A 25,456-nucleotide genomic window follows, 5' to 3' on the forward strand; every position below is an offset into this window, starting at 1 on the left:
TCCGGTGCGGCTCCCATCATGGGGCGGGATCTTTCCCATCCACGACCCCGGATAGATTCGAGCAAGTCCACTTTAGGTCAACACTGCCTCGCTTGCAAAAATCGGGCTGACCATAGATTTTGTTGCACAAGAAGCCGAACGTCCCGCGCCTTCCGAAAAAGCGCCCAGCCCTGAACGGGCCGGACGGAATGCCGCCGGTATTCGAGCGGCAGGAGGTATCGGACGGACGGCGCCGCCCGCACGGCGCTCAAACGCGGCGGGCGGCCTCGTGTCGCGCGTCGCGACGCGTCATTGCGCCCGCAACACGCGTCACCGGGCGATATGTTGCTCAGCTGCCGCGATACAGCGACTTCATTTCTTCTTCACTGGCCGGGCGCACGCCGATCGCGCGCGAACCCGATGCCGACGCGCCCTGCCCTTGCGCGCCGTAACCGCTGGCGTCGGTGCGCTGCGCCTGGGCGAGCGCGCTGCGCTGTTGCTCCGCGACACGCGCCGTGGCGGCCTGGATCGCTTCCGGATAGTGCGGATCTTCGCCGCGGGCGGTGTTGTAACCGGCCTGCTGGAGCTGAACCAGTTCAGCGCGAACCTGTGCGCGGGTGAGTGCCGAGCCGGACTGCGCGAAGGACACGACCGGGGCGACGAGAGCGGCAGCAACGACAACGGCTTGAACGAGCGACTTCATGATGACCTACCTCCAGATTTGTCTGATTTCGCGGTGAACACCCGTTCATCGCTGACAAACCGAAGTTTATGTAGGCGCATGCTTAAGAATAAGGCAGGTTTCAGGAAGGCATCCTTCCTGAAACAAGGGTTAACCCTAGCATGGTGTATGCACCCCGCTCCGGCACTGCGCGCTCGCATCACGCGATGCACAGCCACAAAGCATGAGCCCCGCAGGGCAGCTCGCCCTGCGGGGCTCGAAACGAACCGCGCGGCATCGGCGCGGCCCGGACAAACGATCGCGGCCGCGACAACGCGGCACGTCAGCGCTCGCTCATTGAGTGTCCATCGGGCACTTCAGATTGCAGCCGTTCGGGTCCCCCATGTCGCCCTTGCGGCGCAATGCCGACTTCTTGCCGCTCTGGTATTTCTGCGACGGCGCCGACGCCGCGAACGGCATCTGCGGATGCTCGTTCAGGCGGAACTGCTCGCTCAGGATCCCGCCGGGCACGCCGGGTGAATTCTGCGCGAGCGCCAACGGCGAAACGGCGACGAGAAGCCCTGCGGTCAACGCTGCCGTGGCGAAGGGAACGGAAAGTTTCATGGCGGGATGACGCCTGAACGGCGTGCTTGTTGGAACGTTGATCAAACGGCAAGCGTAGCGCAAATCCCTCACTGCTGCAGCGCGGTTCGCACGCGCCCTCGTTACCGTGCGTTGCCGTCCGGCATGCCGTGCGCGGCGGTGCCGGCGAATCCTTCCGCGACGCTGGCGAGCGTCCCGCACGCGGCCGGATCGTAGCCGTCGAGATGCGCGACGCGCTCGACGAAGCGCGCATCGCGCAGCAACGCGAGCACGCCAGCGAGCGGTCGCGAGTCGAGCTGCGCGCGTTCGCACGCAAAGTAATAGTCTTCGTCGACGACGGGGATGAAGTCGAGCCCGAAGTGATGGGCGGCCGGCTCGACGCCGAAGCCGAGATCCGCCATCCCGCTCGCGACGAACGCGGCGATCGCCCGGTGCGTAAGTTCGGCCGACGCATAACCGTCGATACGCTCGGGATCGATGCCGATCGCGCGCAATGCAAGATCGAGCAGCACTCGCGTGCCCGAGCCCGGCTGCCGGTTGACGAAGCGGATGTCGTGGCGGGCAAGATCGGCGAGCCCGCCGACCTGCTTCGGGTTGCCGCGCGGCACGAACAAGCCCTGCTGGCGACGCGTCAGGTGAATCAGCACGTGGCGCGTGTCGTCGAGCCACGGTCGATAGATCTGCGCGCACTGTTCGCGGAACGCGCCGCGCGGCAGATGGAAACCGGCCAGTTCGCATTCGCCGCGCGCGAGTGCCTGCACGGCTTCGACGCTCCCGCGATACCTGATGTCGACGGCTGACTGCGCATCGACGAGCGCGGAAACCAGCGTCGCGACGGCGTAGCCGTGCGATGCATGGATGCGCACGGCGCCGTCGCGCTGTGCGAGCCGCCGGTTCAGGTCGCTCGCCACCTCGGCTGCCAGCGCGCGCAGATTTCCGTCGAGACGGCTGCGCGCGAGCCGCTGCGCGTCGACGACGGCCTGTCCAAGCTCCGACAACGTCGATCCCTTGCCGCGCGCCGTCTCGATCAATTCGCCGCCGATGCACGCCTCCAGCGCCCGCAGCATGCCCCACGCGTGCCGATACGACAGGCCCTTCGCCTGCGCGGCCTGCGCGATGCTGCCCGTGTCGGCCACGAGCTCCAGCAACGGTGCGACGTCGGACAGGCTCGCCGTCCGACCCTCCGTGTCGCGCACGGTCAGATACGCGTCGCATTCGATTCGAACCAATTATGTACTCCGATTTCCTATTGCGACTGCGAAATCTTCCGCTTATCGTTGCTCAAAATCAATCAGGACGAAGTCCCGATGTGCACTATATGAATCAGAAGCACATATGAGGCTTTGGAGGAGCATAACCGATGTCCCCGAATTCCCCCGCGCCCGACGCGCTCGTCGAGCGCCACGCGCGTGCCGGCCGCTCGCTCGTCGCGATTCTCCACGCGATCCAGGACGATGCAGGCTACGTGCCGGCAGGCTGCGTCGCGCCGCTCGCGAAGGCGTTGAATCTGTCGCGCGCGGAAGTGCACGGCGTGCTCACCTACTATCACCACTTCCGTACCGCGCCGCCCGCGCGCGTGACGATCCAGATGTGCCGCGCCGAGGCGTGCCGCAGCATGGGCTGCGAAGCGCTGGCCGAGCATGCGCAAGCGCGCACGGGTTGCCGGTTCGACGCGGCGCACGGCGATGGCGCCGACGCGCATGCGCCGGCCGACGTCGCGCTCGAATCGGTCTACTGCCTCGGGTTGTGCGCGCAATCGCCGTCGATGACGATCAACGGCGTGCTGCACGCAAAGGTCACGCCGGAAAAGTTCGACCGCCTGCTGGCCGACGCGACCGCCCACGCCCCGGAGGCCGCATGACGACCCGCATCTACGTTCCGCGCGATTCTTCCGCGCTGGCGCTCGGCGCCGACGCCCTGGCCGCCGCGATCGTGGCCGAGGCCGAGCGGCGCGGCGTCGCGATCGAACTGATCCGCAACGGCTCGCGCGGGCTGCTCTGGCTCGAGCCGCTCGTCGAGGTCGGCACGGCCGCCGGGCGCGTCGGCTATGCGAACCTGTCGGCCGCGGACGTGCCCGCCCTGTTCGACGCGAACTGGCTCGACGGCGGCGCGCATCCCAGCGGCATCGGACTCGTCGACGCCCTGCCCTATCTCGCGCGCCAGCAGCGCCTCACGTTCGCGCGCATCGGCCTGACCGATCCGCTGTCGATCGACGATTACCTGAAGCATGACGGCCTCGCCGGCCTGAAGAACGCGCTCTCGCTCGACGGCGGCACCGCATGCGAATTGCTGATCGAATCGGGGCTGCGCGGCCGCGGCGGCGCGGCCTTCCCGGCCGGCATCAAGTGGCGCACCGTCCGCCAGGCCAGCGCGACGCAGAAGTACATCGTGTGCAACGCGGACGAAGGCGATTCGGGTACGTTCTCCGATCGCCTCATCATGGAAAGCGATCCGTACTGCCTGATCGAAGGAATGATCATCGCGGGCATCGCGACGGGCGCGACGCTCGGCTACATCTACGTGCGCAGCGAGTACCCGCACGCGATCGCGGCACTCGAAACCGCGATCGAGCGCGCCCGTGAAGCCGGCTGGCTCGGCGAACACGTGCTCGGCTCCGCGCACGCATTCGACCTGCACGTCGCAAAGGGGGCCGGCTCGTACGTGTGCGGCGAGGAAACGGCGCTGCTCGAATCGCTCGAGGGCAAGCGCGGCGTCGTGCGCGCGAAGCCGCCGCTGCCCGCGCTCGCCGGTTTGTTCGGCCAACCGACCGTGATCAACAACGTGATCACGCTCGCGACCGCGCCGGTGATCTTCGCGCGCGGCGCCGCGTTCTATCGCGACTACGGGATGGGCCGCTCGCGCGGCACGCTGCCGTTCCAGCTCGCGGGCAACATCCGCCATGGCGGCCTCGTCGAGCTCGCGTTCGGCGTCACGCTGCGCGAGCTGCTGTTCGACTACGGCGGCGGCACGGCGAGCGGCCGGCCGGCGCGCGCCGCGCAGGTCGGCGGCCCGCTCGGCACCTATTTGCCCGAACACCAGTGGGACGTGCCGCTCGACTACGAGGCATACACGGCGATCGGCGCGGTCGTCGGTCACGGCGGCATCGTGCTGCACGACGACACGTCGAATCTCGCCGAGCTCGCCGAATATGCGATGAAGTTCTGCGCGATCGAATCGTGCGGCAAGTGCACGCCGTGCCGGATCGGCTCGACGCGCGGCGTCGAGACGATCGCGCGCATTCGCCAGGGCGATACGTCGGAACGACAGGTCACGCTGCTGCGCGATCTGTGCGACACGATGCTCGCCGGCTCGCTGTGCGCGATGGGCGGGATGACGCCGTACCCGGTGCTGTCCGCGCTCGACCATTTCCCCGAAGATTTCGGGCTCGCCGCCGGCAAGCAAGCCGCGTCGGGTCCGGTCAAGGCCGCGGCCTGACCCAGAAGGAGCCCTGAATGTCCCTCGACACGAACAACGTCCGCCAAGGCGGCTGCGGCTCGGGCCAATGCGCGTGCAAGAGCGCCGCCCAGGCGCGCGTGCGCGATCCGTTCGACGAAACCGACTACGGCACGCCGCAACGGCATGCCGATACCGACGTCACGCTCGAAATCGACGGCCAGCCGGTGACGGTGCCGGCCGGCACGTCGGTGATGCGCGCCGCGATCGAAGCCGGCATCAACGTGCCCAAGCTCTGCGCGACCGATTCGCTCGAACCGTTCGGCTCGTGCCGTCTGTGCCTGGTCGAGATCGAAGGCCGGCGCGGCTATCCGGCATCGTGCACGACGCCCGCCGAAGCCGGGATGAAGGTTCGCACGCAGTCGGACCGGCTGCAGTCCCTGCGCCGCAACGTGATGGAGCTGTACATCTCCGATCACCCGCTCGACTGCCTCACCTGCCCCGCCAACGGCGACTGCGAGTTGCAGGACATGGCGGGCGTGGTCGGGCTGCGCGAAGTGCGCTACGGTTTCGACGGCGCGAATCACCTGCGCGAGCAGAAGGACGAATCGAATCCGTACTTCACGTACGATCCGTCGAAGTGCATCGTCTGCAACCGCTGTGTGCGCGCGTGCGAGGAAACGCAGGGCACGTTCGCGCTGACGATCGCCGCGCGCGGTTTCGAATCGCGCGTCGCCGCCGGCGAAAGCGAATCGTTCATGGCATCGGAATGCGTATCGTGCGGCGCCTGCGTCGCCGCGTGCCCGACCGCGACGCTGCAGGAAAAGTCCGTCGTCGAGCTCGGCCAGGCCGAGCACTCGGTCGTCACGACCTGCGCGTACTGCGGCGTCGGCTGCTCGTTCAAGGCCGAAATGAAGGGCACGCAGGTCGTGCGCATGACACCGCACAAGAACGGCCTCGCGAACGAAGGCCATGCGTGCGTGAAGGGCCGCTTCGCGTGGGGCTACGCGACGCACAAGGACCGCATCACGAAGCCGATGATCCGCGAGAAGATCACCGACCCTTGGCGCGAAGTCAGCTGGGAAGAGGCACTCACGTACGCGGCGACGCAGTTCCGCAAGCTTCAGCAGAAGTACGGCCGCGATTCGATCGGCGGCATCACGTCGTCGCGCTGCACGAACGAGGAAACCTACCTCGTGCAGAAGCTCGTGCGCGCCGCGTTCGGCAACAACAACGTCGACACCTGCGCGCGCGTGTGCCACTCGCCGACCGGCTACGGCCTGAAGACGACGCTCGGCGAATCGGCCGGCACGCAGACTTTCGCGTCGGTCGGCCAGGCCGACGTGATCGTCGTGATGGGCGCGAACCCGACCGACGGCCACCCGGTGTTCGGCTCGCGCATGAAGCGGCGCATCCGCGAAGGCGCGAAGCTGATCGTGATCGACCCGCGCCGTATCGATGTGGTCGACGGCCCGCACGTGAAGGCCACGTACCACCTGCAGTTGCGCCCCGGCACCAACGTCGCGATGGTCAACGCGCTCGCGCACGTGATCGTCACGGAAGGGCTGGTCGCCGATGCGTTCGTCGCCGAGCGTTGCGACACGCGTGCGTTCGAGCAATGGCGCGATTTCGTGTCGCGTGCCGAAAATTCGCCGGAAGCGACGGCGGACGTGACGGGCGTGCCGGCCGCGCTGGTGCGCGAAGCCGCGCGCCTTTACGCGACGGGCGGCAACGCCGCGATCTACTACGGCCTCGGCGTGACCGAACACGCGCAAGGCTCGACGACGGTGATGGGCATCGCGAACCTCGCGATGGCGACGGGCAACATCGGCCGCGAAGGCGTGGGCGTCAATCCGCTGCGCGGACAGAACAACGTGCAAGGCTCGTGCGACATGGGTTCATTCCCGCACGAGCTGCCGGGCTACCGGCACATCAGCGATGCAACCGTGCGCAGCCAGTTCGAGGCGGCGTGGTCGGCCACGCTGCAACCGGAACCGGGGCTGCGCATCCCGAACATGTTCGACGCGGCGCTCGACGGCAGCTTCAAGGGGCTTTACTGCCAAGGCGAGGACATCGTCCAGTCGGACCCGAACACGCAACACGTGGCGGCCGCACTATCGTCGATGGAATGCATCGTCGTGCAGGACATCTTCCTGAACGAAACCGCGAAGTACGCGCATGTGCTGCTGCCGGGTTCGACGTTCCTCGAGAAGGACGGCACGTTCACGAACGCGGAACGCCGCATCTCGCGGGTGCGCAAGGTGATGCCGCCGCTTGCGGGTTACGCCGACTGGGAAGTCACGCTGCTGCTGTCGCAAGCGCTCGGATACGACATGCACTACACGCATCCGTCGGAAATCATGGACGAGATCGCGCGGCTCACGCCGACCTTCTCGGGCGTGTCGTACGAGAAGCTCGATGCGCTCGGCAGCATCCAGTGGCCGTGCAATGAACAGGCACCGGACGGCACGCCGACGATGCACATCGACGCGTTCGTGCGCGGCAAGGGCCGGTTCGTGATCACGCAGTTCATTCCGACGCCGGAAAAGGTCACGCAGCGCTATCCGCTGATCCTGACCACGGGCCGCATCCTGTCGCAATACAACGTCGGCGCGCAGACGCGCCGGACCGAGAACGTGCGGTGGCACGAAGAAGACCGCCTCGAGATTCATCCGCACGATGCGCAGGATCGGGGGATCCGGACCGGCGACTGGGTCGGCATCGAATCGCGGGCCGGCCAGACGGTGCTGCGTGCGCTCGTGTCCGACCGCATGCAGCCCGGTGTCGTGTACACGACGTTCCACTTCCCCGAGTCGGGGGCGAACGTGATCACGACGGACAGCTCCGACTGGGCCACGAACTGCCCGGAATACAAGGTCACGGCCGTGCAGGTGATGCCGGTTGCGCAGCCGTCGGACTGGCAGCGCGCGTATGCACGCTTCAACTCGGAGCAGCTCGACCTGCTCGAGCGCCGCGCCGCGACGACGGCCGCCGCGACGACGGGCAAGTGAGGACGCGATGGACATCGGACACCTGATCGACATGGCCAACCAGATCGGCGCGTTCTTCGAATCGATGCCCGATCGCGAAGAAGCGCTGGCCGGAATCGCCGAACACATCCGGCGCTTCTGGGAGCCGCGGATGCGGCGCGCGTTACTTGCCGCGCTCGACGATCCGTCGAACGAAGCCGCGCAACGCGCCGCGCCGATCGTGCGCGACGCGATCGCCGCGCACCGCGCGTCGCTCACGCCGGCTGCGGCCCCCGCCTGAGTGCCCCGCTACGCGGGCACCGGCATGCCCGCGAACCAGCTTTCGCAATGGCGCAGCAGCGCGTTCGCGTCGGTAGCGGTGCGGCCGCGCACCGCGATGTAGCCATCGGGACGCAGCAGGTAGAACGACGGCCTCGAACGGCCATATACCTGCGCGAGCCCGTCGGCGCCGTCGCTTTCGGCATCGGCGACGCGCCAGGTTCGCACGGCTCCCGGCATGATCCGCTCCAGGCCTTCGGCGAGCGCACGCGCGTCCGCGGGCATTGGCGGAACGTCGCCCGTATCGCCCGCGTCGGCATCGGGCGGCTCCTCGAGCAGCAGCAGCGTGAAGCTCGCCGGGTCGTGCAAGTCGTATAGTCGCGCCGTCCCGGGTGCCCGTCCGAGCGGCCCGTCGATCACGTGCACGAGCGCGTCGGGCGCACGCTCGCCTGCGCGCGGCCCGCCATCGAGCACGCGTTCGAGCGTGAGCGGACTTTTCCGGTATTGCACGCCGAGCTCGCTGACGGTGCGGCGCACCGCATCGCGCACCGGCCCGAACGACGCCAGCAGCGGCACGACGTGATCGCGCAGCAGCTTCATCGCGCCGTGGTCGGCTTCGACGATCTGCGTGATGAAGCCCGTCTGCCGCAATACGTCACGCTCGATCGGGTGGCGCTCCGCGTGATACGTGTCGAGCAGCCGCTCCGGCGTGCCCGCGCCAAGCACGCGCGCGAGCTTCCAGCCGAGATTGAACGCTTCCTGGATGCCCGTATTCATGCCCTGCGCGCCCGCCGGACTGTGCACGTGCGCGGCGTCGCCCGCGAAGAACACGCGCCCGTGACGCAGCCGGTCGACCATCCGGCTGTGCAGGCGGAAATACGCCGACCACGCGAGATCGCTCGGCGCGATCGACGCACCGACGCGAGCGCGCACGATCGCATCGCATTCCTCGAGCGTCGGGGGCGGCGCATCGGGCGATGCGCTGTCGCCAGGCGGCCGGTCGGCGACGAGCCGGTAGCGGCCGCCGCCCATCGGAAACAGCCCCGCGATGCCGTCGGGCGTCGTGAACAGGTGAATCTCCTCGTCCGGCCAGCCGGGTATCGCGGCAAAATCGGCGAGCAGGAAGGTCTGTTCGAACGCATGACCGGCGAAGCCCAGCCCAAGCAGGTGACGCACCGTGCTGTGCGCGCCGTCGGCAGCGATCAGGTACGACGGCGCGAACGCCTGTTCGCGGCCGTCGGCACCGCGAAGCGTCACGTCGAGCGACGTAGCGCCGGCGTCGCACGCGGTCAGCGTGACACCGCGTTCGACCGTCACGCCGAATCCGGCCAGGTGCTCGGCGAGCAGCCGTTCGGTGATGCTCTGGTCGAGAAACAGCAGATACGGATAACGCGTTTGCAGCGGATCGAAATCGAGCCGTGCGATCACGCGGCCGTCGGCATGCAGTGCGGCGGCATGCGCGCGATGACCCAACGCGAGAAACGGTTCGACCGCGCGATGCTGCTCCAGCAGTTCGAGCGTGCGCGCCTGGATGCCGATCGCGCGCGAATACGGCGCGGGCGTGGCAAGCCGGTCGATGATGCGCACCGGAACGCGGGCACGCGCGAGCGCCATTGCGGCGGCAAGGCCGGTCGGGCCCGCGCCGACGATCAGCACGGGCGGGATATCGAGCAGTGTGTCAGCCATGAGAACCTCGATGACACGCGATTGTGCAAGTCTACGCCGCTCCGCGTGACGGGGCCATATGCCGATCGGCCGATCCGGGCCGCCCGCGCGCAGTGTGGGAAAATACGTGTTTTCCGTCAGTTTTCGCGTCATGGATTCCGCATTCGACCGAGCGTATGCCGCGCATCGCGCGGGCCACCTCGCCGAGGCCGAGCACGGCTATCGCGCCGCACTCGCCACCAATCCGGCCGACGCCGACGCACTGCATCTGTTCGGCGTGCTGCGGCATCAGCAGGGCCAGCACGCCGAGGCGGCCGACCTCGTGGGGCGCGCGGTCGAGCTGCGCCCGAACGATGCGGCGCTGCAGCTCAATCTCGGCAACGCACTGAAAGCGCTCGGCCGACTCGACGAAGCAATCGATCGCTTTCGCAACGCGTTGACGCTCGCGCCCGAATTTCCGCTTGCACACTACAACCTCGGCAACGCGTATGCGGCGCTGCAGCGCCACGAGGATGCGCTCGACGCGTTCGGCCGCGCACTTGAGCTCACGCCCGACGACGCATCGATCCACAACAATCTCGGCAACGCGCTGAATGCGCTCGGCCGCCACGACGACGCGATCGCCGCATTCCGTCGCGCCCTGGAACTGCGGCCCGGGCATGCCGGTGCGCACAACAATCTCGCGATGGCCCTGAACGCGATCGGCCGGGCCGACGACGCGATCGCGCACTTCCAGGCCGCGATCGCCGCGCAGCCGCGTTTCGTCGCCGCGCATTTCAATCTCGGCAACACGTTCGAGGCGCTCGGCCGTCACGGCGAAGCCGCCGCCGCATTCGAAGCCGCGCTGGCGCTGCACCCGCCGTTCCCGCTCGCCCTGTTCGGGCTCGCGAACGCGCTGTGCGCACAGGCACGGCATCGCGAAGCGCTGCCGTACTACGAACGCGCGGTCGGCCTCGATCCGTCGTTCGGTCTCGCGTGGCTGAACCTCGGCAACGCGCATCACGCACTCGGCGCGCACGAGATGGCACTGCGCGCGTTCGACCAGGCGCTGCGCGTCGCGCCCGACCTCAAACTCGCGCACCTGCATCGCGCCGTCACACTGCTGACGCTGGGCGACTTCACCCGCGGCCTGCCCGCGTACGAAGCGCGTCACGACACGCCGGGCGCAACGCCGCTCGGCACGCTGCCGCGCTGGCAAGGCGAGCCGATCACGTCGCGCACGCTGCTGATCCGCGCGGAACAGGGCTTCGGCGACACGCTGCAGTTCGTCCGCTTCGTGCCGCTCGTGCGCGAGCGCTGCGCGCGCGTCGTGCTCGAAGTGCAGCCGGAACTCGTCACGCTGCTCACGCCGGCCGCGGCACGCTGGCGCGTGGCGCTCGTCGCACAGGGCGCCGCGAAGCCGCCCGCGGCGGACATCGCATGCACGCTGATGAGCCTGCCGTTCCTGCTCGGCCTGCAGCCGGCCGACATCGTCGCGGGCAGGCGCTACCTCGACGTGCCGGACAGCGCACGCCGGCGCTTTCGCGGCTCACTCGGCGGCCAGTCGAAGCGCAAGTTCGGGCTCGCGTGGTCAGGGCGCCGGCAGGCGCAGGAGAACCGCTCGATGCCGTTCGACGCGCTCGCGCCGCTGCTCGCACTGTCCGACATCGACTGGATCGTGCTGCAACCGGCGCTCGACGAAGACGAACGCGCGCGCGTCGACGCGCATCCGCGCGTGCATCGCCTCGACGGGCGACTGCGCGACTTCGCCGAAACGGCCGCATTGATCGAACGGCTCGACGGCGTCGTCACGATCGACACCGCGGTCGCGCACCTCGCGGGCGCGCTCGGCAAGCCGCTGTGGATCATGCTGCCGTTCGCGGCCGACTGGCGCTGGTTCACCGGCGACGATTGCCCGTGGTATCCGCACGCGAGGCTCGTCCGCCAGTCCGCCACCGGGCAATGGCTCGACGTGGCGGCAGCGGTCGCCGCCGCGCTACACGACGCCTGAGCGCGGCCGCACGCAGATGAACAACGGGAGCGCAATGCGCTCCCGTTGTTCATTCGACGCGATGCAACACGGGCGGCGTCAGGTCGCCTTGTACTGGTTGCGTGACTCGGGCGTGCGATACAGCACGAGCGTCGCGATCAATCCGCAGATCGCGGCGACGCTGAGCCACAGCCCCGGCGCCGCCTTGTTGCCCGTCTGGTGGATCAGCAACGTCGAGATCGCCGGCGTGAAACCGCCGATCGTCGTCGCGAGGCTGTAAGCGAGCGAGAAGCCGGCCGTGCGCACGTCGGCCGGCATGACTTCGGTCAGCGCGACGACCATCGCGCCGTTGTACGAGCCATACAGGAACGACAGCCAAAGCTCGACCGCCAGCAGGCGCAGGAACGACGGATCGGCCACGAGCCACAGCACGGCCGGGTAGGCCGACAGCAGCGTGAGCACCGTGAATGCGATCAGCACCGGGCGGCGGCCGATGCGATCCGACAGCGCGCCCGACAGCGGCAACCAGACGAGATTGGACAGGCCGACGCAGACGGTCACCACGAGTGCGTCGAGCGACGACAGGTGCAGCACTTCCTTGCCGAACGTCGGCGTGTACGCGGTGATCATGTAGAACGACACCGTCGTCATGATCACCATCCCCATGCCGGCGATCACGACGCCCCAGTTCGCGAGCATCGAACGCATGATCTCGCCCATCGTCGGACGGTGGCGCTTCGCGAGGAATTCGTCGGTCTCCTTCAGCGAACGACGAATCAGGAACAGGAACGGGACGATCAGACAGCCGATCAGAAACGGAATGCGCCAACCCCACGCGGTCATGTCCTCGACCGGCAGCGCGCGGTTCAGCAGCACGCCGACGAACGCCGCGAACACGACCGCCACCTGCTGGCTGCCCGATTGCCACGACGTATAGAAACCCTTGTGGCCCTTCGTCGCGATCTCCGACAGGTAGACCGAGACGCCGCCCAGCTCGACGCCCGCTGAAAAGCCCTGCAGCAACCGGCCGAGCAGCACGAGCACCGGCGCGAGCACGCCGATCGTCGCATAGCCGGGTATCGCGGCCACCGCGAGCGTGCCGAGCGCCATCAGTCCGAGCGTGAGGATCAATCCTTTGCGGCGGCCGTGGTGGTCGATGTACGCGCCGAGCACGATCGCGCCGACCGGGCGCATCAGGAAGCCCGCGCCAAACACCGAGAGCGACAGCATCAGCGACGCGAACGCGTTGCCGCTCGGAAAATAGGTCTTCGCGATGGCCGACGCATAATACCCGTAGACCATGAAATCGTACATTTCGAGGAAGTTGCCGCTGACGACCCGGAACACGGTTCGAACCTTCGATTCCTGCGTGACGGCGTGTGCTGCTGTTGACATGTCGTTCTCCCGGTGCGGGTGGCGCGACATCGGCGCCGCGTGGATCGGACGATGCGCGCGGCACCGGACCGGCGCGCACGAACGTCGCTGCCAGCCGGCGGCACACCGCGCGACGATGCGCGCACCGGCATGGTCGGCCAATGATGCCACGCGGAGCCGACAATTGCCTTGGGCCGGGGCCGCGATCGCCGCCGCCACGCGTGTCTCGTACGAATCGCCTCAAAAAACGCATCAAAATCAGATTGATCTGATCGACCGGTCGCCGTCGACTGACCACAATGTCAAGACTTGCCACGCTATTCGCGCCGCGGCCGGCATCGTTGCCCGTGTCGCACCGCGTACCGCCCTCATGATCCCGACGCCCCTCGTTTCCGTCGAAGGCCGGCTTGCCCGCCCTCGTGTCGCGCCGCTCGACGGCGTGCCGCCGTTCGGCCGCGAATGGACATTCCGCGGCGCGCCCGGTACGCGGCGCGGCCCGCGCTGCGTTGCCGTCCTGAAGACCTCATGCATCGACGTCGAAGCGCCGCATCGCACGTGCCACTGGCAATCGCCGCCCGCAACGCGGCCGGTGCCCGCCCGCGCACCGGCCGTTGCGGCCCGCGCGGTCGGCCAGCCCTTCGAGCGCGCCGCCGGTCGCACGCAGGACCGGCGTGCGCGGCACGCCGCCTGCTGGAGCATCGGCGCACTCGGCATCATCGGCTGGCTGATCGCCGCGCACGAGCCGTTCCCGGGTTTCGCGCCGGCGGTGCAGATCGCCGACGTCGCGCCGGAACGTGCCGTGCAAACCGCCGCGGTGGCCCCCGCCCCGTCGAACATCGCGCCGACGTCGACCATCGCGGCGCGACCGGTTGCGACGCCTTCCGCAGCGTCGCCCGTCGCACGCGTTGCGACGGTTCATCCAGCATCGCGACACGTCGACACGGCATCGCAGGCTCAGCGCGTCGCTGCCGCAGCGCCGCATCGGCCGGACGACAGGCGCACGACTACGGCACGCGTGCACGCACCTTCCGCGCCGCGATTCGCCGCCCGCCCGGCTGTCACGCAGCACGCGTCGCGCACGCCGACGTCGGATCGCGTCGGTTCGCCCGTGCATCCCGGCGCCCCGCTCGACTCGCTCGACGATCCGCTCACGCTCATCGCGATGGCGAACGCGCTGCACGCCGATCGCCCCGCACCCGCGGCCGAAGCGCCCGGCGCCGGTTTCGACTGGACGGCGCAACTGTCCCACCGCCGCCTCACCGACGCACCGGGCACGCTCACCCGCTGACGCACCCGATAAAAAACCCGGCGAAGCAGTCTTCGCCGGGTTTTCGTTCGTGCGACGATCCATCGGACCAAATCGTCACTTGTGCACGGGCAGCCCCGATTCGGACTGCCGCTCGAGTTGCCGCACCTGCTCCTGCAGATCGCGCAACTGCACCTGTGCCGCCCGCTTTTCGATCTGCAGCGCCCGCGCCTGCTCCTGCGCCGCCTTCTGCCGCTGCGCAACCTCGGCCTGCTGACCGCGCGCGACATTCAGATCAGCCTGCAACTGCTGCGCACGATTCGCCTGCAGCGCAATCACGCGTTCGAGGAAAGCCTTCTGCGCCTCGAGTTCGGTGCGACGAATTTCGACGTCCGCGAGCTGCACCGTCTGCTGGACGAAATTCGCGTACACCATCTCCGCGCGGCTCTTCTCCTGCGATCTGATCACGCGCCACAGATGCTTGTCCTGAAACAGCGCGACGTAATACGTCATCTCGCGTGGATCGAACATCAAGCTCGCGCCATAGCTGCCGTTGTAGGTCGTGCGCATCTCGACGATGCGTCCGTCGTGCAGCATCTGCGTGAGTTCGGCGACGTTGCCTTGTGCGCCGGCCTCCGGAGCGGAGGCGGCGGAGGCCGCCGCCGCAGCCGCCGCATCGCCGCTCAGGCTCGTCATCGCGGGACGCGTGCCAGCGACCGGCGCGGTCGCCTCGGACCACGCGGCGCCAGCGTGCGCGCAGGCGGCCAGCGCAACGATCCACGTTGCGCATCGTGCAGGGGAAAAATCTCGGAAGGCCAACGTCAGACTCCGGCGAACGAATCGGGAGTCGCGATTATCGTTCAAAACGGAACGACCGCATCTCGAAAATATCGCGATGCGGCCGGCCCTCCTGCGCGGCAATGGAAAAGCGGATCAAAGGCGGGTTTCGCGTGCCGCGCGCAGGAATGCATCGAGCAGCGGCGTGCAGTCGAGCAGCTCGGCGCCGCCGGCACGATGAAACTCCGGGTGCCATTGCACGCCGACGACGAACGGCGCACGCCGGTAGCGAATGCCTTCGATGATTCCGTCGCCGGCCGACACGGCTTCGATGTTCAGATCGCGGCCGAGATCGCGAATCGCCTGATGGTGGATCGAGTTGACGATCGCTTCGCTGCGCCCCGGGAACATGCTGGCGAGTGTGGACGAGTCGGGGAAGCGGATCGCGTGGCGATGCTGGTCGTAATGCTCGCTCACGTGCGGATTCGCGGTCGGCACATCCGTCGCGATGTCCTGGTACAGCGATCCGCCGAACGCGACGTTGATCAACTGGCAGCCGCGGCACACGCCGAGCACCGGCTTGCCGGACTCGACGAACTCGTGAAACAGCTCGAGCTCGTACATGTCGCGCACGCGGTCGCCCGGCCATTCGGGACGCGCATCCGACGCCGCGTAAGTTTGCGGCGACACATCGGCGCCGCCTTGCAGCAGCAGGCCGTCGAGATGCTTCGCGTAGTCGCGCAAACGGATGTTGCTCGGATGCAGCATGCCCTGGTGACCGACAGTCGGAATCATGAACACGAGCACGTCGCGCGACATCACCCAATGCGCGATCGATTCCTCGAGATACTGCAGCGTCTTGCCGCGCAGCCCCTTCGCGCCCGGCTCGGGATGGAAGATCCGCGCCGACACGCCGATGCGCAGCGTACGCTGCGTGATCCGCTGGCCGGCGCGATCGAAGATCCGGCGCGCGCGTGCCGCGACGATCCGGCCGAACACCGACCACGGCGTGTCGCTTTGCTTCAGGTATGCGGGCGGCGCGTTCTGCGCGCTCGCGGGCGGCGGGCGCGGCGTGTCGAAATCGGGCTGCGCGCCGAAACCGGGCGGTGCGGCACCGGGCTTCGGCGGCACTGCACTGCCGTCGGCAGCGGCGCCTGTCGTGCCGGCAGCGCCCGGTTCGGACGCCGCCGTGACGGGCGATGCGCCGTCCGCCGCGACGACCTGCGCGGCGGCGGCCTGAGCGGCGGGCGTCTCCGGCGTATGCGCGGGACCGGAACGGGGGGAATCGGTGGAAGCGGACGAGGTGCCGGGCAGACCGGCCGGGGAAGGCGTGTTTTCGCTCATGACGATGGGCTGGTACGTCGCTCGCGCGTGTGGATTGACGAGGATTCATTATGCTTCAGTGCTCGATCGCGCGGTAAACGAGCAACATCCTGTCGATATTGTTGCAACTCGTCGCATCGATCGCATGGCATGTCGCCGGACCCATTTCATGGATTCGATAGTCGCCCGGGCAAACTGGACAGCAGTGATATATCACAATAATATTCATGCATTGCCCATGCTCCCCGCTCGCCCGCACCATGATCGCGCCCTGTCCGGCCACCGCGCCGCCGCCTGGATGAACGCCCTGACCGACGCCCCGCGCGACCCGCCTGCCGCATCGGCGGTCAGCCTCGCCGATCGCGCGTATGCGCTGATCCAGCGCGACATCATCACGATGCGCCTGAAGCCCGGCGCCGCGCTCAATGAAGCCGACCTCGTCGCACGCACCGGCATCGGCCGCACGCCCGTGCATCAGGCCGTTCACCGGCTGGTGCTCGAAGGGCTGCTGTCCGTGATGCCGCGCAAGGGCCTCATGGTGCAGCCGCTGTCGCTCGACGACATCGTCGCGGTGACCGACGTGCGCCGCATCAACGAAGCGCATTGCGTCGAACTCGCCGCCCGCCATGCGACGCCCGACGATCTCGCGCGCATGGCCGCGCTGCTCGACGACGGGCAGGCGTGCGTCGACACGCACGACGTCGAGGGCATGATGGCGCTGGACCGCGCGTTTCATCAGGCCGTGGCCGCGGCGGCACGCAATACCGTGCTCGCGGAAATCCTGCGCGCGCTGCACGAACGCTCGCTGCGCTTCTGGTTCGTCACGCTGTCCGAGCCGCACCACTTGTCCGACGTCCAGCGCGAGCACCGTGAACTGTTCGAGCGGCTGTCCGCGCGCGATGCAGCCGGCGCGCGCACGGCCGTCGAACGCCATATCGATTCGTTTCGCGCCACCCTTGTCCAACATCTTCGTCCCTGAGCCGCCCATGACCGCCTTCACGCCCTTCCCCCCGCTCGCCCAGCTCGCCGCCGACCTCGCCGCGGGCAGGACCACGAGCCGCGCGCTCGTCGACGTCGCGCTCGAACGGATCGCCGATCCGTCCGGCCAAGGTGCGGCCGTCTTCACCGAAGTCGACGCCGACAACGCGCGCGCGGCCGCCGATGCCCACGACCGCCTGCGTGCCGCGGGCACCGTGCTGTCGCCGCTCGCCGGCATTCCCGTGTCGGTGAAGGATCTGTTCGACGTCGCGGGTCAGGTGACGCGCGCCGGCTCGCGCGTGCTCGACGGTGCGCCGCCCGCCAAGGCCGATGCGGTCGCCATCGCGCGGCTCAAGCGTGCGGGCGCGGTGCTGGTCGGCCGCACCAACATGAGCGAGTTCGCGTTCTCGGGGCTCGGCCTGAATCCGCACTTCGGCACGCCGCGCTCGCCGTACCGCCGCGACGTGCCGGGCGACGCGCGCATTGCCGGCGGCTCGTCGTCGGGCGCGGCGGCGTCCGTCGCCGACGGGATGGCGGCCGTCGCGCTCGGCACCGACACCGGCGGCTCGATCCGCATTCCGGCCGCGCTGTGCGGGCTCACGGGCTTCAAGCCGACCGCGAGCCGGATCCCGACGCAAGGCGGCGTGCCGCTGTCGACCACGCTCGACTCGTTCGGCCCGATCGGCTTGACGGTGGCCTGCTGCGCACTCGTCGACCGGATGCTGGCGGGGCTCGAACCGCACGTGCCGGCCGCGCGGCCGCTCGAAGGCGTGCGGCTCGGCGTGCTGACCAACTATGTGACGGACGGCGTCGATGCCGACGTCGCCGCCGCGCTCGACGCATCGCTGAAACACCTCGAGGCCGCCGGCGCGATCGTCACGGAAGTACGCTTTTCCGCGCTCGACCGGTTGCCGGACATCAACCGCTTCGGCTTCTCGCCGATCGAGGCATATGCGTGGCATCGCCCGCTGCTCGCGCAGCACCGCGACCAATACGACCCGCGCGTACTTTCGCGCATCCTGAAGGGCGAGCCGGCCAGCGCGGCCGACTATCTCGACCTGCTCGCCGCCCGCCAGGCGATGCTGGACGAAGCGGCGCACACGGTCTGGTCGCGCTTCGACGCGCTCGTCGCGCCGACGGTGCCGATCGTGCCGCCGCGCATCGCCGAACTCGAGGCGGACGACGCCGCCTTCACGCGCACCAACGCGCTGATCCTTCGCAACCCGAGCGCGTTCAATTTCCTCGACGCGTGCGCGCTGTCGCTGCCGTGCCATCCGCGCGACGCGGCACCGGTCGGTCTGATGCTCGCGGCCGCGCCGCATCGCGACGACGCGCTGCTCGCGATCGGCCAGGCGGTCGAAGCCGTGCTGAACACGATCCGGTGAGCGCCCGGGTGCAATGGCGGCGGGAGATCCCGCGCGAAGCGCCTGCGGCAGGTTGCCGCACGCGCGCCGTCAGTTTCGTGCCAGATCGTTCGCGCTAAAATCGCGCGATTGTTTATCGGACCGACCAACGACAGGAATCCCGCCGACATGAACGACTCCACGCTCGCACTCCGCCGTGAACGCCGCCTGCTGATGCTGCTCGGATGGGTGTGCATCGCCCTGCTGGCCGGCGCGCTGTACCTGCAGTACGTGAAGAACGAAGATCCGTGCCCGCTGTGCATCATCCAGCGCTACTTCTTCGCGGCGATCGGGATCTTCGCGTTCCTGGCGGCCGGGATGCGCAACTGGCGCGGCATCTGGGTGCTCGAACTGCTGATCGCGATCGCGGCGGCCGGCGGTGTCGGCACGGCCGCGCGGCACCTGTCGATCCAGATGAATCCGGGCTTCAGCTGCGGCTTCGACACGTTGCAGCCGATCGTCGACAGCCTGCCGCCCGCTCAGTGGTTCCCCGGCATGTTCAAGGTCGCCGGCCTGTGCGAGACCGTCTACCCGCCGATCTTCGGCATCCTGCTGCCGGGCTGGGCACTGATCGGCTTCGCCGCGATCCTGATCGCCGTCGCCGCGAGCCTCTGGCGCCATCGTCGCAAGCTGGCTGGCTGACAGCACGCGCCACGCGCCGGCCGTTCGGCCGAGGCCGCGCGCGGCGCTGCGCGCGGCTCGCCCGGCTGCACCGGCGCGGCTCCAGCGCGGCCGCGTCCTGCCGGCCGCTCGTAAACACCTACCCCGGCCGCAACCCGCCTTTCCGGGCGAACGCGCCGCGCACGACATTCGCGCGCACGCCCGCCCCGCATGCGTTCCGGCGCGATGCCCGCGCATCGGCGCCCCGATTCCGCGCGGCGGGCCTATGATCGACATGATCGCCGTCTGATAGCCCGGATCACCGCCCGGCAATGTTTCCGCCGCGTTGCGGTGCTATCTTCGCGACTGGATGGCGATCTACGTGCGCGAGGCCAGCGGTCTCACCTCCTGCGTAACGCGCGCCCGATCCGCAATGTCGACTGGATTCATCATGACAACGCAAACCATCCGCATCCGTCACCCTCATGGCGTCCGCATGTCGCGCGGCGGTGTCCGCGCGCGTCCTCGGCGCACCGCACCCGCATCGAATCGGCCGCGCAGCCGGCCCGCGTTCCTCTCGCCCATCTTCGTTGCCGCCGCGCCCGCCAGCCCGCGCCGCGCGTCGTGCCGCGTCGTCCCGACCGGAGCGTGCTGATGGAAGCCTGGCTCGGCGATCTGCAGCAACTGCTCGCGCACGGCGAAGCGGCCGTCCTCGTGACGGTCGCGCATACCGACGGTTCCGCGCCGCGCGAGGCCGGCACGAAGATGCTCGTCACACGCGACATGGCCCGCCATACGATCGGCGGCGGTCATCTGGAATGGAAGGCGATCGAGATCGCGCGGCACCTGCTGAAGGACGGCGCGCACGTGCCCCACGCGCGCAGGCTCGAACGGCTCGCGCTCGGCCCGAGCCTCGGCCAGTGCTGTGGCGGCGCGGTCGTGCTCGCGTTCGAGCGGCTCGACGTCGGCGACCTCGGCTGGATCATGTCGCTCGCGAAGCGCGTCGCGGCGGGCGCCGCGACCGTGCGTAGCGTATCATTCGGCCCCTCGCCGGGTGCGCCGCTGCTGAGCGAGCCCGAATCGGCCGCGGCGCGCGCCGACTGCCTGCTGTGGGAAACCGGCGGCGTGTCGCTGATGACCGAAACGATCGCGCCGCATGCGTTCCCCGTCGTGCTGTTCGGCGCGGGACACATCGGCACCGCGCTCGTGAAGGTGCTGGCGACATTGCCGTGCCACGTGCACTGGATCGACGGGCCCGACGCGGTGTTCCCGCCTGCCGACGCACTGGCCGGGATCGGCAATCTCGCGATCGACGCAGTACCCAGCCCGGCCGATGCCGTCGATACGGCGCCGCCGCACGCGTACTTCGTCGTGATGACGCACGACCACGCACTCGATTTCATGCTGGCCGAGCGCATCCTGCGCCGCGGCGACTATGCGTACTTCGGGATGACGGGCTCGCAGACCAAGCGCGCGCAGTTCGATCATCGGCTGGCGGCGATCGGCATCGATCCTGCCCAGCTCGCGCGGATGCGATGCCCGATCGGCGTCGAAGGCATCGTCGACAAGGCACCCGAAGTCATCGCGATCTCGGTGGCCGCGCAGTTGCTGCAGGCCGTCGAGGCAAACGCGCACACGCAGGCTTCCCCTACATTCTGACCGACCAAGAACAACGCCATGACCCCGACATTCAAGGAAAAGATTGCCCGCGCTCCGAAAGCCGAGCTGCACATCCATATCGAAGGCTCGCTCGAGCCCGAACTGATCTTCGCGCTCGCGCAGCGCAACGGCGTGAAACTCGCGTACGAATCGATCGACGCACTGCGCGCCGCGTATGCGTTCACCGACCTGCAGTCGTTCCTCGACATCTATTACGCCGGCGCGAGCGTATTGCTGACCGAGCAGGATTTCTACGACATGACGGCCGCGTACTGCGAACGCGCACTCGCCGACAACGTCGTCCACACGGAGCTGTTCTTCGACCCGCAGACGCACACCGAACGCGGCGTGCCGATCGAGACGGTCGTTGCCGGCATCGATCGCGCGCTCGCCGATGCCGAACCGCGCGGGCTGTCGAGCAAGCTCATCCTGTGCTTCCTGCGCCATCTGTCCGAGGACGATGCGCTCGCGACGTTCGAATCCGCGTTGCCGCTGTTCGAACGCTACCGCCACCGGCTGATCGGCGTCGGTCTCGATTCTTCCGAGCTCGGCCATCCGCCGACGAAGTTCGCGCGCGTGTTCGAGAAGGCGCGCGCGCTCGGGCTGAAGCTGGTCGCACACGCGGGCGAGGAAGGCCCGCCCGCCTACATCTACGAAGCGCTCGACGTGCTGAAGGTCGACCGGATCGATCATGGCGTGCGCAGCATCGAGGACGCGGCGCTCGTCGAGCGCCTCGCGCGCACGCGCACGGCGCTCACCGTCTGCCCGCTGTCGAACCTCAAGCTGTGCGTGTTCGACGACATGGCGAAGCACACGCTGAAGGCGCTGCTCGACCGCGGCGTCGCGGTGACGATCAACTCGGACGATCCGGCCTATTTCGGCGGCTACGTGAACGACAACTACTTCGCGACGGTCGACGGGCTGCAACTGACGGACGCCGAAGTGCATACGGTGATCCGCAACGGCTTCGAGGCGTCGTTCGTCGACGCCGCGCAGCGTGATGCGCTGATCGCGCGTCTCGATTCGTACTGGCACGCCGCGTGACGGCCGGCATCGAGGCTCCCGGACAGATGAAACACATCGACGACGTCCGCTTGGTGGCGATCGGTTCGGCCCTGCGCCACACCGGCCGCGTACATGCACCGCGCACGCACGCGGGCGTCGCGCCCGTCGCCCGCGTGGCGGCGGCACCGGGCGAAGTCGCGCACCGAAACCTGTCGTGGCGGCACGTGATGCAGCCCGCCGGTCGCGGATGCGGATGCGGATGCGGCCACGATCGCCGCCGCGACCGCGATGCCGTCAACCGGCAACCCGGCGATGACGGACGCCCTGCTCGCGGGCGCGATCGCCATCCGCGGCGCCAGGCCTTCGTGCTTCGCTGCATCGCGCACGTCAGGGCCGCGACCGCCATGCCGCCGCCCGCGCGGCGCCGACCGATTTCTTCTGTTCGCCTTACCTTGATGCAGGACCATTCGTCATGACGCAAACCGCTTTCCGTTCCCAACTGCTGACCTTCAACGGCGACCCGGCGCAATCGAGCCAGGCCGCGAATTACGAGACCGACGGCCTGCTGATCGTCGACGACGGCAAGGTCGTCGCGGCCGGCCCGCATGCGCGGCTCGCCCCGACGCTCGCGCGCGACGCGGTCGTCCATGACCTGCGCGACAAGCTGATCGTGCCCGGCTTCATCGACACGCACATTCACTATCCGCAGACGGACATGATCGCGTCGCCGGCGCCCGGCCTGCTGCCGTGGCTCGACAAATACACGTTCCCGACGGAGCGCCAGTTCGGCGATCCGGAACATGCGCGCGAGGTCGCCGACTTCTTCGTCGACGAGCTGCTCGCGTGCGGCACGACGAGCGCGCTCGTCTATTGCACCGTGCACAAGCAGTCGGCAGAAGCGCTGTTCGCGGCCAGCGACGCCCGCGACGTGCGGATGATCGCGGGCAAGGTGCTGATGGACCGCAACTGCCCCGAGTTCCTGCGCGACACCGCGCAATCGGGCTACGACGACAGCGCGGAGCTGATCGACCGCTGGCACGGCAAGGGCCGCCAGATGTATGCGCTCACGCCGCGCTTCGCGCCGACGTCCACCGAGGCGCAGCTCGAGGCGTGCGGCGAACTCGCGCGGCGCCATCCGGACGTGTTCGTGCAGAGTCACGTCGCGGAAAACGTCGACGAAGTGAAATGGGTGGCCGAGCTGTTCCCCGGGCACCGCAGCTATCTCGACATCTACGATCGCTACGGACTGCTGCGCCCGCGCGCGGTGTACGGCCACTGCATTCATCTCGACGACGAGGACCGCCGCCGGATGGCGGAGACGCGCACCGTCGTCGCGCACTGCCCGACGTCGAACTTCTTCCTCGGCAGCGGCTTGTTCGACTTCGACAAGGCCGGCGAATTCGACGTGCCCGTGACGCTCGCCACCGACGTCGGCGGCGGCACGTCGTTCTCGATGCTGCAGACGATGAACGAGGCGCACAAGGTCGCGCGGCTGTCGGGCCATCACCTCACCGCGACGCGGATGTTCTGGCTCGCGACGGCCGGCGCCGCGCAGGCGCTCGATCTTGCCGACACGGTCGGCACGCTCGCGCCGCGCACCGAAGCCGATTTCGTCGTGCTCGACCCGCAGGCCACGCCGCTGCTCGCGCGCCGCACGAAACGCGCGGAGTCGCTCGAGGAGCTACTGTTCGCGTTCGCGCTGCTCGGCGACGACCGCGCCGTCTACCGCACGTATGCGGCCGGCCGGCTCGTGCACGAGCGCGGTGCCGCACGCCGCGCCGCCGCGTAACTCACTCGCACTCGCCCATGTCCGCTCCGGCGTGCGCCACGGCGCATGCCGGCGCAACCGGATTCGCGCCGCGCGCGCCACGCGCCGTGCTAGAATTCGCCGCTCATTGGGGAGTAGCCGCTCCGCTCGATGTCCCGCCCCCGGCGCGCATCGTGACGGAGGCGTCCGTCAACAGACTTGGCCGTTCGGCCATGGCGGGCGCAGCCACCGAGGCCTGGCGAGACCGATGGTTCACTGCGCGCCGCATCAGGGCCCGGCGCGCGGCGGATCGTCGCTCGCACGCACAACATCGGCCCGTGGAACCCCGTACGTGTCTCAAGCCTTCCTGATCTCCACCGGCGCCGTCGCCCTCGCTGAAATCGGCGACAAGACCCAACTGCTGTCCCTCGTGCTGGCCGCGCGCTATCGCAAGCCCGTGCCGATCATTCTCGGCGTGCTCGTCGCGACGCTCGTGAACCACGGCTTCGCCGGTGCGCTCGGCGAATGGCTCGGCGCGCTCGTCACGCCGTCGATCATGCGCTGGGCGCTCGCGTTCTCGTTCATCGCGATGGGGTTGTGGATCCTGGTGCCGGACAAGCTCGATGCGGACGAAGCCAATGCGAACCGCTCGCGGCTCGGTGTGTTCGGCGCGACGCTCGTCGCGTTCTTCCTCGCTGAAATGGGCGACAAGACGCAGATCGCGACCGTCGCGCTCGCCGCGCGCTTCCAGGATTACATCGGCGTGGTGGCCGGCACGACCTTCGGAATGATGCTGGCGAACGTGCCCGCGATCCTGCTGGGCGATCGTTTCGCGCACCGCCTGCCGACGAAGCTGGTGCACGGCATCGCGGCCGTGCTGTTCGTCGTGCTCGGCGCGCTGGCGCTGCTGGGCGTCGGGGCCTGATGCACGCAGGCAGACGGCGCGGCAAGGCTGCCGCGCCGGTGTCGCTACCGCGTTACTTCGCGACGGCCGCGCCCGATGCGGGCACCGCCGGTACCGCACGCTCGTTGGCGGCCGGCGCGGCCGGCCCGCCGCGCTTGTCGACGGGCAGCCGCACGGTGCGGATCGCACCGTTCGCCAACGGGAAATCCGCGAGCGCGCTGCGCGCGAGAAATGGCATCGCATACAGCAGCGCACCGTTGTCGCCGGTGGTGCGCGCGGTCACGTTATAGACTTCCTTGCCGGTCGCGCGCTCGGTGATCCGGATGCCGAGCGTGTAGTCGAAGACCTGATAAGTCTGCGCGACGTAGCCCGCCGGCATCGGCCCCCAGGGCCCCCACGGTCCCCACGGCCCGCCCCGCCAGTAAGGCCCCGGCCCGATGAACCACGGGTCGTAGTACACCGGCTGCGGCACCGTCACCAGGTCGCTGCCGACCCCGTAGGCCAGCCCGACCAGATAGCGCGCCTGCGCGGCCGGCACCTGCCGGAATGCGTACGCAGACAGTTCGTTCGCGACGATCGGCTCGTAGGTCGACTGCTCGATGCTGTGCTTCTGCGCATCGGTGCGCGTGAAGGCGTAAGTGCGTGTCGCGTCGCTGCCGCTCCAGTCGGAGAAGGCCGTGACCTGCGTCGTCACGTAGCTGGTGCAGCCCGTCAGCAGCGCCACGCACAGCACCGCCGCCCAGCCCGCACCGCGTTGAATCCATTCGCGTTTCATGTTGATCCTCGTCGATCCGTCACCCGTTCGTCGCACCGCGCGAACTGCACGGGATGCCGATAATACGCGGACTGCCGGAACCGGTAAAAAGTTCGCCCGGCACACAGCCGCAAGCCTTTGTACAATGGCCCGGTTCGCCCGGCTCGC

At 68.7% G+C, this 25,456-nt stretch carries 22 protein-coding genes and 1 riboswitch; of the genes, 14 read left to right on the forward strand and 8 right to left on the reverse strand.

The genetic code is table 11. From position 1 onward, the window contains the following. Positions 1–328: 328 nt before the first annotated feature. From HW466_RS23090 to HW466_RS23100, 3 genes are all read right to left on the reverse strand, one after another. Positions 329–682, reverse strand: a complete 354-nt coding sequence (locus tag HW466_RS23090; RefSeq protein ID WP_059507146.1) for a DUF4148 domain-containing protein — start codon at positions 680–682, stop codon at positions 329–331. Between the two features lie 312 nt (positions 683–994). Next, the gene (locus HW466_RS23095) at positions 995–1,264 is read right to left on the reverse strand and encodes a hypothetical protein (protein WP_060118172.1); all 270 of its coding nucleotides are present in this window, start codon (positions 1,262–1,264) and stop codon (positions 995–997) included. 101 nt (positions 1,265–1,365) lie between these two features. Continuing rightward, entirely contained in the window at positions 1,366–2,472 is a 1,107-nt protein-coding gene (locus tag HW466_RS23100; protein WP_151006634.1) for a substrate-binding domain-containing protein, read from the reverse strand. 131 nt (positions 2,473–2,603) lie between these two features. On the opposite strand from HW466_RS23100, the gene HW466_RS23105 reads away from it, so the two are divergent. The 4 genes from HW466_RS23105 to HW466_RS23120 are packed head-to-tail and all read left to right on the forward strand — an operon-like array spanning position 2,604 to position 7,906. Beyond that, positions 2,604–3,104, forward strand: coding sequence for an NAD(P)H-dependent oxidoreductase subunit E (locus tag HW466_RS23105; protein WP_059448214.1), 501 nt, complete (start codon positions 2,604–2,606; stop codon positions 3,102–3,104). After that, entirely contained in the window at positions 3,101–4,678 is a 1,578-nt protein-coding gene (locus tag HW466_RS23110) for a formate dehydrogenase beta subunit (protein ID WP_174906073.1), read from the forward strand. The genes HW466_RS23105 and HW466_RS23110 overlap by 4 nt, the downstream gene beginning before the upstream one ends. Before the next feature lie 17 nt (positions 4,679–4,695). Then, on the forward strand, positions 4,696–7,647 hold the full coding sequence (fdhF, locus tag HW466_RS23115) for a formate dehydrogenase subunit alpha (RefSeq protein WP_151006455.1): 2,952 nt from the start codon (positions 4,696–4,698) through the stop codon (positions 7,645–7,647). 7 nt (positions 7,648–7,654) lie between these two features. Further along, positions 7,655–7,906, forward strand: coding sequence for a formate dehydrogenase subunit delta (locus HW466_RS23120; RefSeq protein WP_059868964.1), 252 nt, complete (start codon positions 7,655–7,657; stop codon positions 7,904–7,906). Between the two features lie 8 nt (positions 7,907–7,914). Here HW466_RS23120 and HW466_RS23125 read toward each other — a convergent pair whose 3' ends face one another. After that, complete coding sequence (locus HW466_RS23125; protein ID WP_059507139.1) at positions 7,915–9,570, reverse strand: FAD-dependent monooxygenase; 1,656 nt, start codon at positions 9,568–9,570, stop codon at positions 7,915–7,917. Positions 9,571–9,700: 130 nt separating this feature from the next. Here HW466_RS23125 and HW466_RS23130 point away from each other — a divergent pair, with 130 nt between their 5' ends. Further along, positions 9,701–11,539, forward strand: a complete 1,839-nt coding sequence (locus HW466_RS23130; RefSeq protein ID WP_420908222.1) for a tetratricopeptide repeat protein — start codon at positions 9,701–9,703, stop codon at positions 11,537–11,539. Positions 11,540–11,617: 78 nt separating this feature from the next. Here the strand turns inward: HW466_RS23130 and tcuC are convergent, their stop codons facing one another. Then, on the reverse strand, positions 11,618–12,913 hold the full coding sequence (gene tcuC, locus HW466_RS23135) for an MFS transporter (protein ID WP_063550777.1): 1,296 nt from the start codon (positions 12,911–12,913) through the stop codon (positions 11,618–11,620). 349 nt (positions 12,914–13,262) lie between these two features. Between tcuC and HW466_RS23140 the strand changes: the two genes are divergently transcribed. Then, positions 13,263–14,180, forward strand: a complete 918-nt coding sequence (locus HW466_RS23140; RefSeq protein ID WP_174906071.1) for a hypothetical protein — start codon at positions 13,263–13,265, stop codon at positions 14,178–14,180. A gap of 75 nt (positions 14,181–14,255) precedes the next feature. Here the strand turns inward: HW466_RS23140 and HW466_RS23145 are convergent, their stop codons facing one another. Next, positions 14,256–14,957, reverse strand: coding sequence for a DUF2968 domain-containing protein (locus HW466_RS23145; protein WP_174906070.1), 702 nt, complete (start codon positions 14,955–14,957; stop codon positions 14,256–14,258). A 114-nt stretch (positions 14,958–15,071) separates the two neighbouring features. Beyond that, complete coding sequence (locus HW466_RS23150) at positions 15,072–16,259, reverse strand: gamma-glutamyl-gamma-aminobutyrate hydrolase family protein (protein ID WP_059448206.1); 1,188 nt, start codon at positions 16,257–16,259, stop codon at positions 15,072–15,074. A 277-nt stretch (positions 16,260–16,536) separates the two neighbouring features. On the opposite strand from HW466_RS23150, the gene HW466_RS23155 reads away from it, so the two are divergent. The 8 genes from HW466_RS23155 (at position 16,537) to HW466_RS23190 (ending at position 24,555) form a co-directional block, all read left to right on the forward strand. After that, on the forward strand, positions 16,537–17,217 hold the full coding sequence (locus HW466_RS23155; protein WP_059543694.1) for a GntR family transcriptional regulator: 681 nt from the start codon (positions 16,537–16,539) through the stop codon (positions 17,215–17,217). A 7-nt stretch (positions 17,218–17,224) separates the two neighbouring features. Next, positions 17,225–18,601 (forward strand): amidase, encoded by a 1,377-nt coding sequence (locus tag HW466_RS23160; RefSeq protein WP_174906069.1) that lies wholly within the window; start codon positions 17,225–17,227, stop codon positions 18,599–18,601. 147 nt (positions 18,602–18,748) lie between these two features. Then, positions 18,749–19,261, forward strand: a complete 513-nt coding sequence (locus tag HW466_RS23165) for a disulfide bond formation protein B (protein ID WP_059448203.1) — start codon at positions 18,749–18,751, stop codon at positions 19,259–19,261. Between the two features lie 612 nt (positions 19,262–19,873). Then, entirely contained in the window at positions 19,874–20,878 is a 1,005-nt protein-coding gene (gene xdhC, locus HW466_RS23170) for a xanthine dehydrogenase accessory protein XdhC (protein ID WP_059772207.1), read from the forward strand. An 18-nt stretch (positions 20,879–20,896) separates the two neighbouring features. After that, positions 20,897–21,922, forward strand: a complete 1,026-nt coding sequence (locus HW466_RS23175) for an adenosine deaminase (protein ID WP_059448201.1) — start codon at positions 20,897–20,899, stop codon at positions 21,920–21,922. Between the two features lie 26 nt (positions 21,923–21,948). Continuing rightward, a complete protein-coding gene (locus HW466_RS23180; protein WP_239006022.1) occupies positions 21,949–22,359 on the forward strand; it encodes a hypothetical protein in 411 nt (136 codons plus the stop codon). Then, on the forward strand, positions 22,356–23,672 hold the full coding sequence (gene guaD, locus HW466_RS23185; protein ID WP_151006377.1) for a guanine deaminase: 1,317 nt from the start codon (positions 22,356–22,358) through the stop codon (positions 23,670–23,672). The genes HW466_RS23180 and guaD overlap by 4 nt, the downstream gene beginning before the upstream one ends. 96 nt (positions 23,673–23,768) lie before the next feature. Continuing rightward, positions 23,769–23,904, forward strand: a riboswitch (yybP-ykoY riboswitch). Between the two features lie 78 nt (positions 23,905–23,982). Then, positions 23,983–24,555 (forward strand): TMEM165/GDT1 family protein, encoded by a 573-nt coding sequence (locus HW466_RS23190; protein WP_059448199.1) that lies wholly within the window; start codon positions 23,983–23,985, stop codon positions 24,553–24,555. A gap of 52 nt (positions 24,556–24,607) precedes the next feature. Here HW466_RS23190 and HW466_RS23195 read toward each other — a convergent pair whose 3' ends face one another. Continuing rightward, positions 24,608–25,309 (reverse strand): DUF4136 domain-containing protein, encoded by a 702-nt coding sequence (locus HW466_RS23195; RefSeq protein WP_059448198.1) that lies wholly within the window; start codon positions 25,307–25,309, stop codon positions 24,608–24,610. Positions 25,310–25,456 lie beyond the last annotated feature (147 nt).

This window comes from Burkholderia territorii, from assembly GCF_902833055.1.
In the GTDB taxonomy this organism is placed as follows: domain Bacteria; phylum Pseudomonadota; class Gammaproteobacteria; order Burkholderiales; family Burkholderiaceae; genus Burkholderia; species Burkholderia territorii.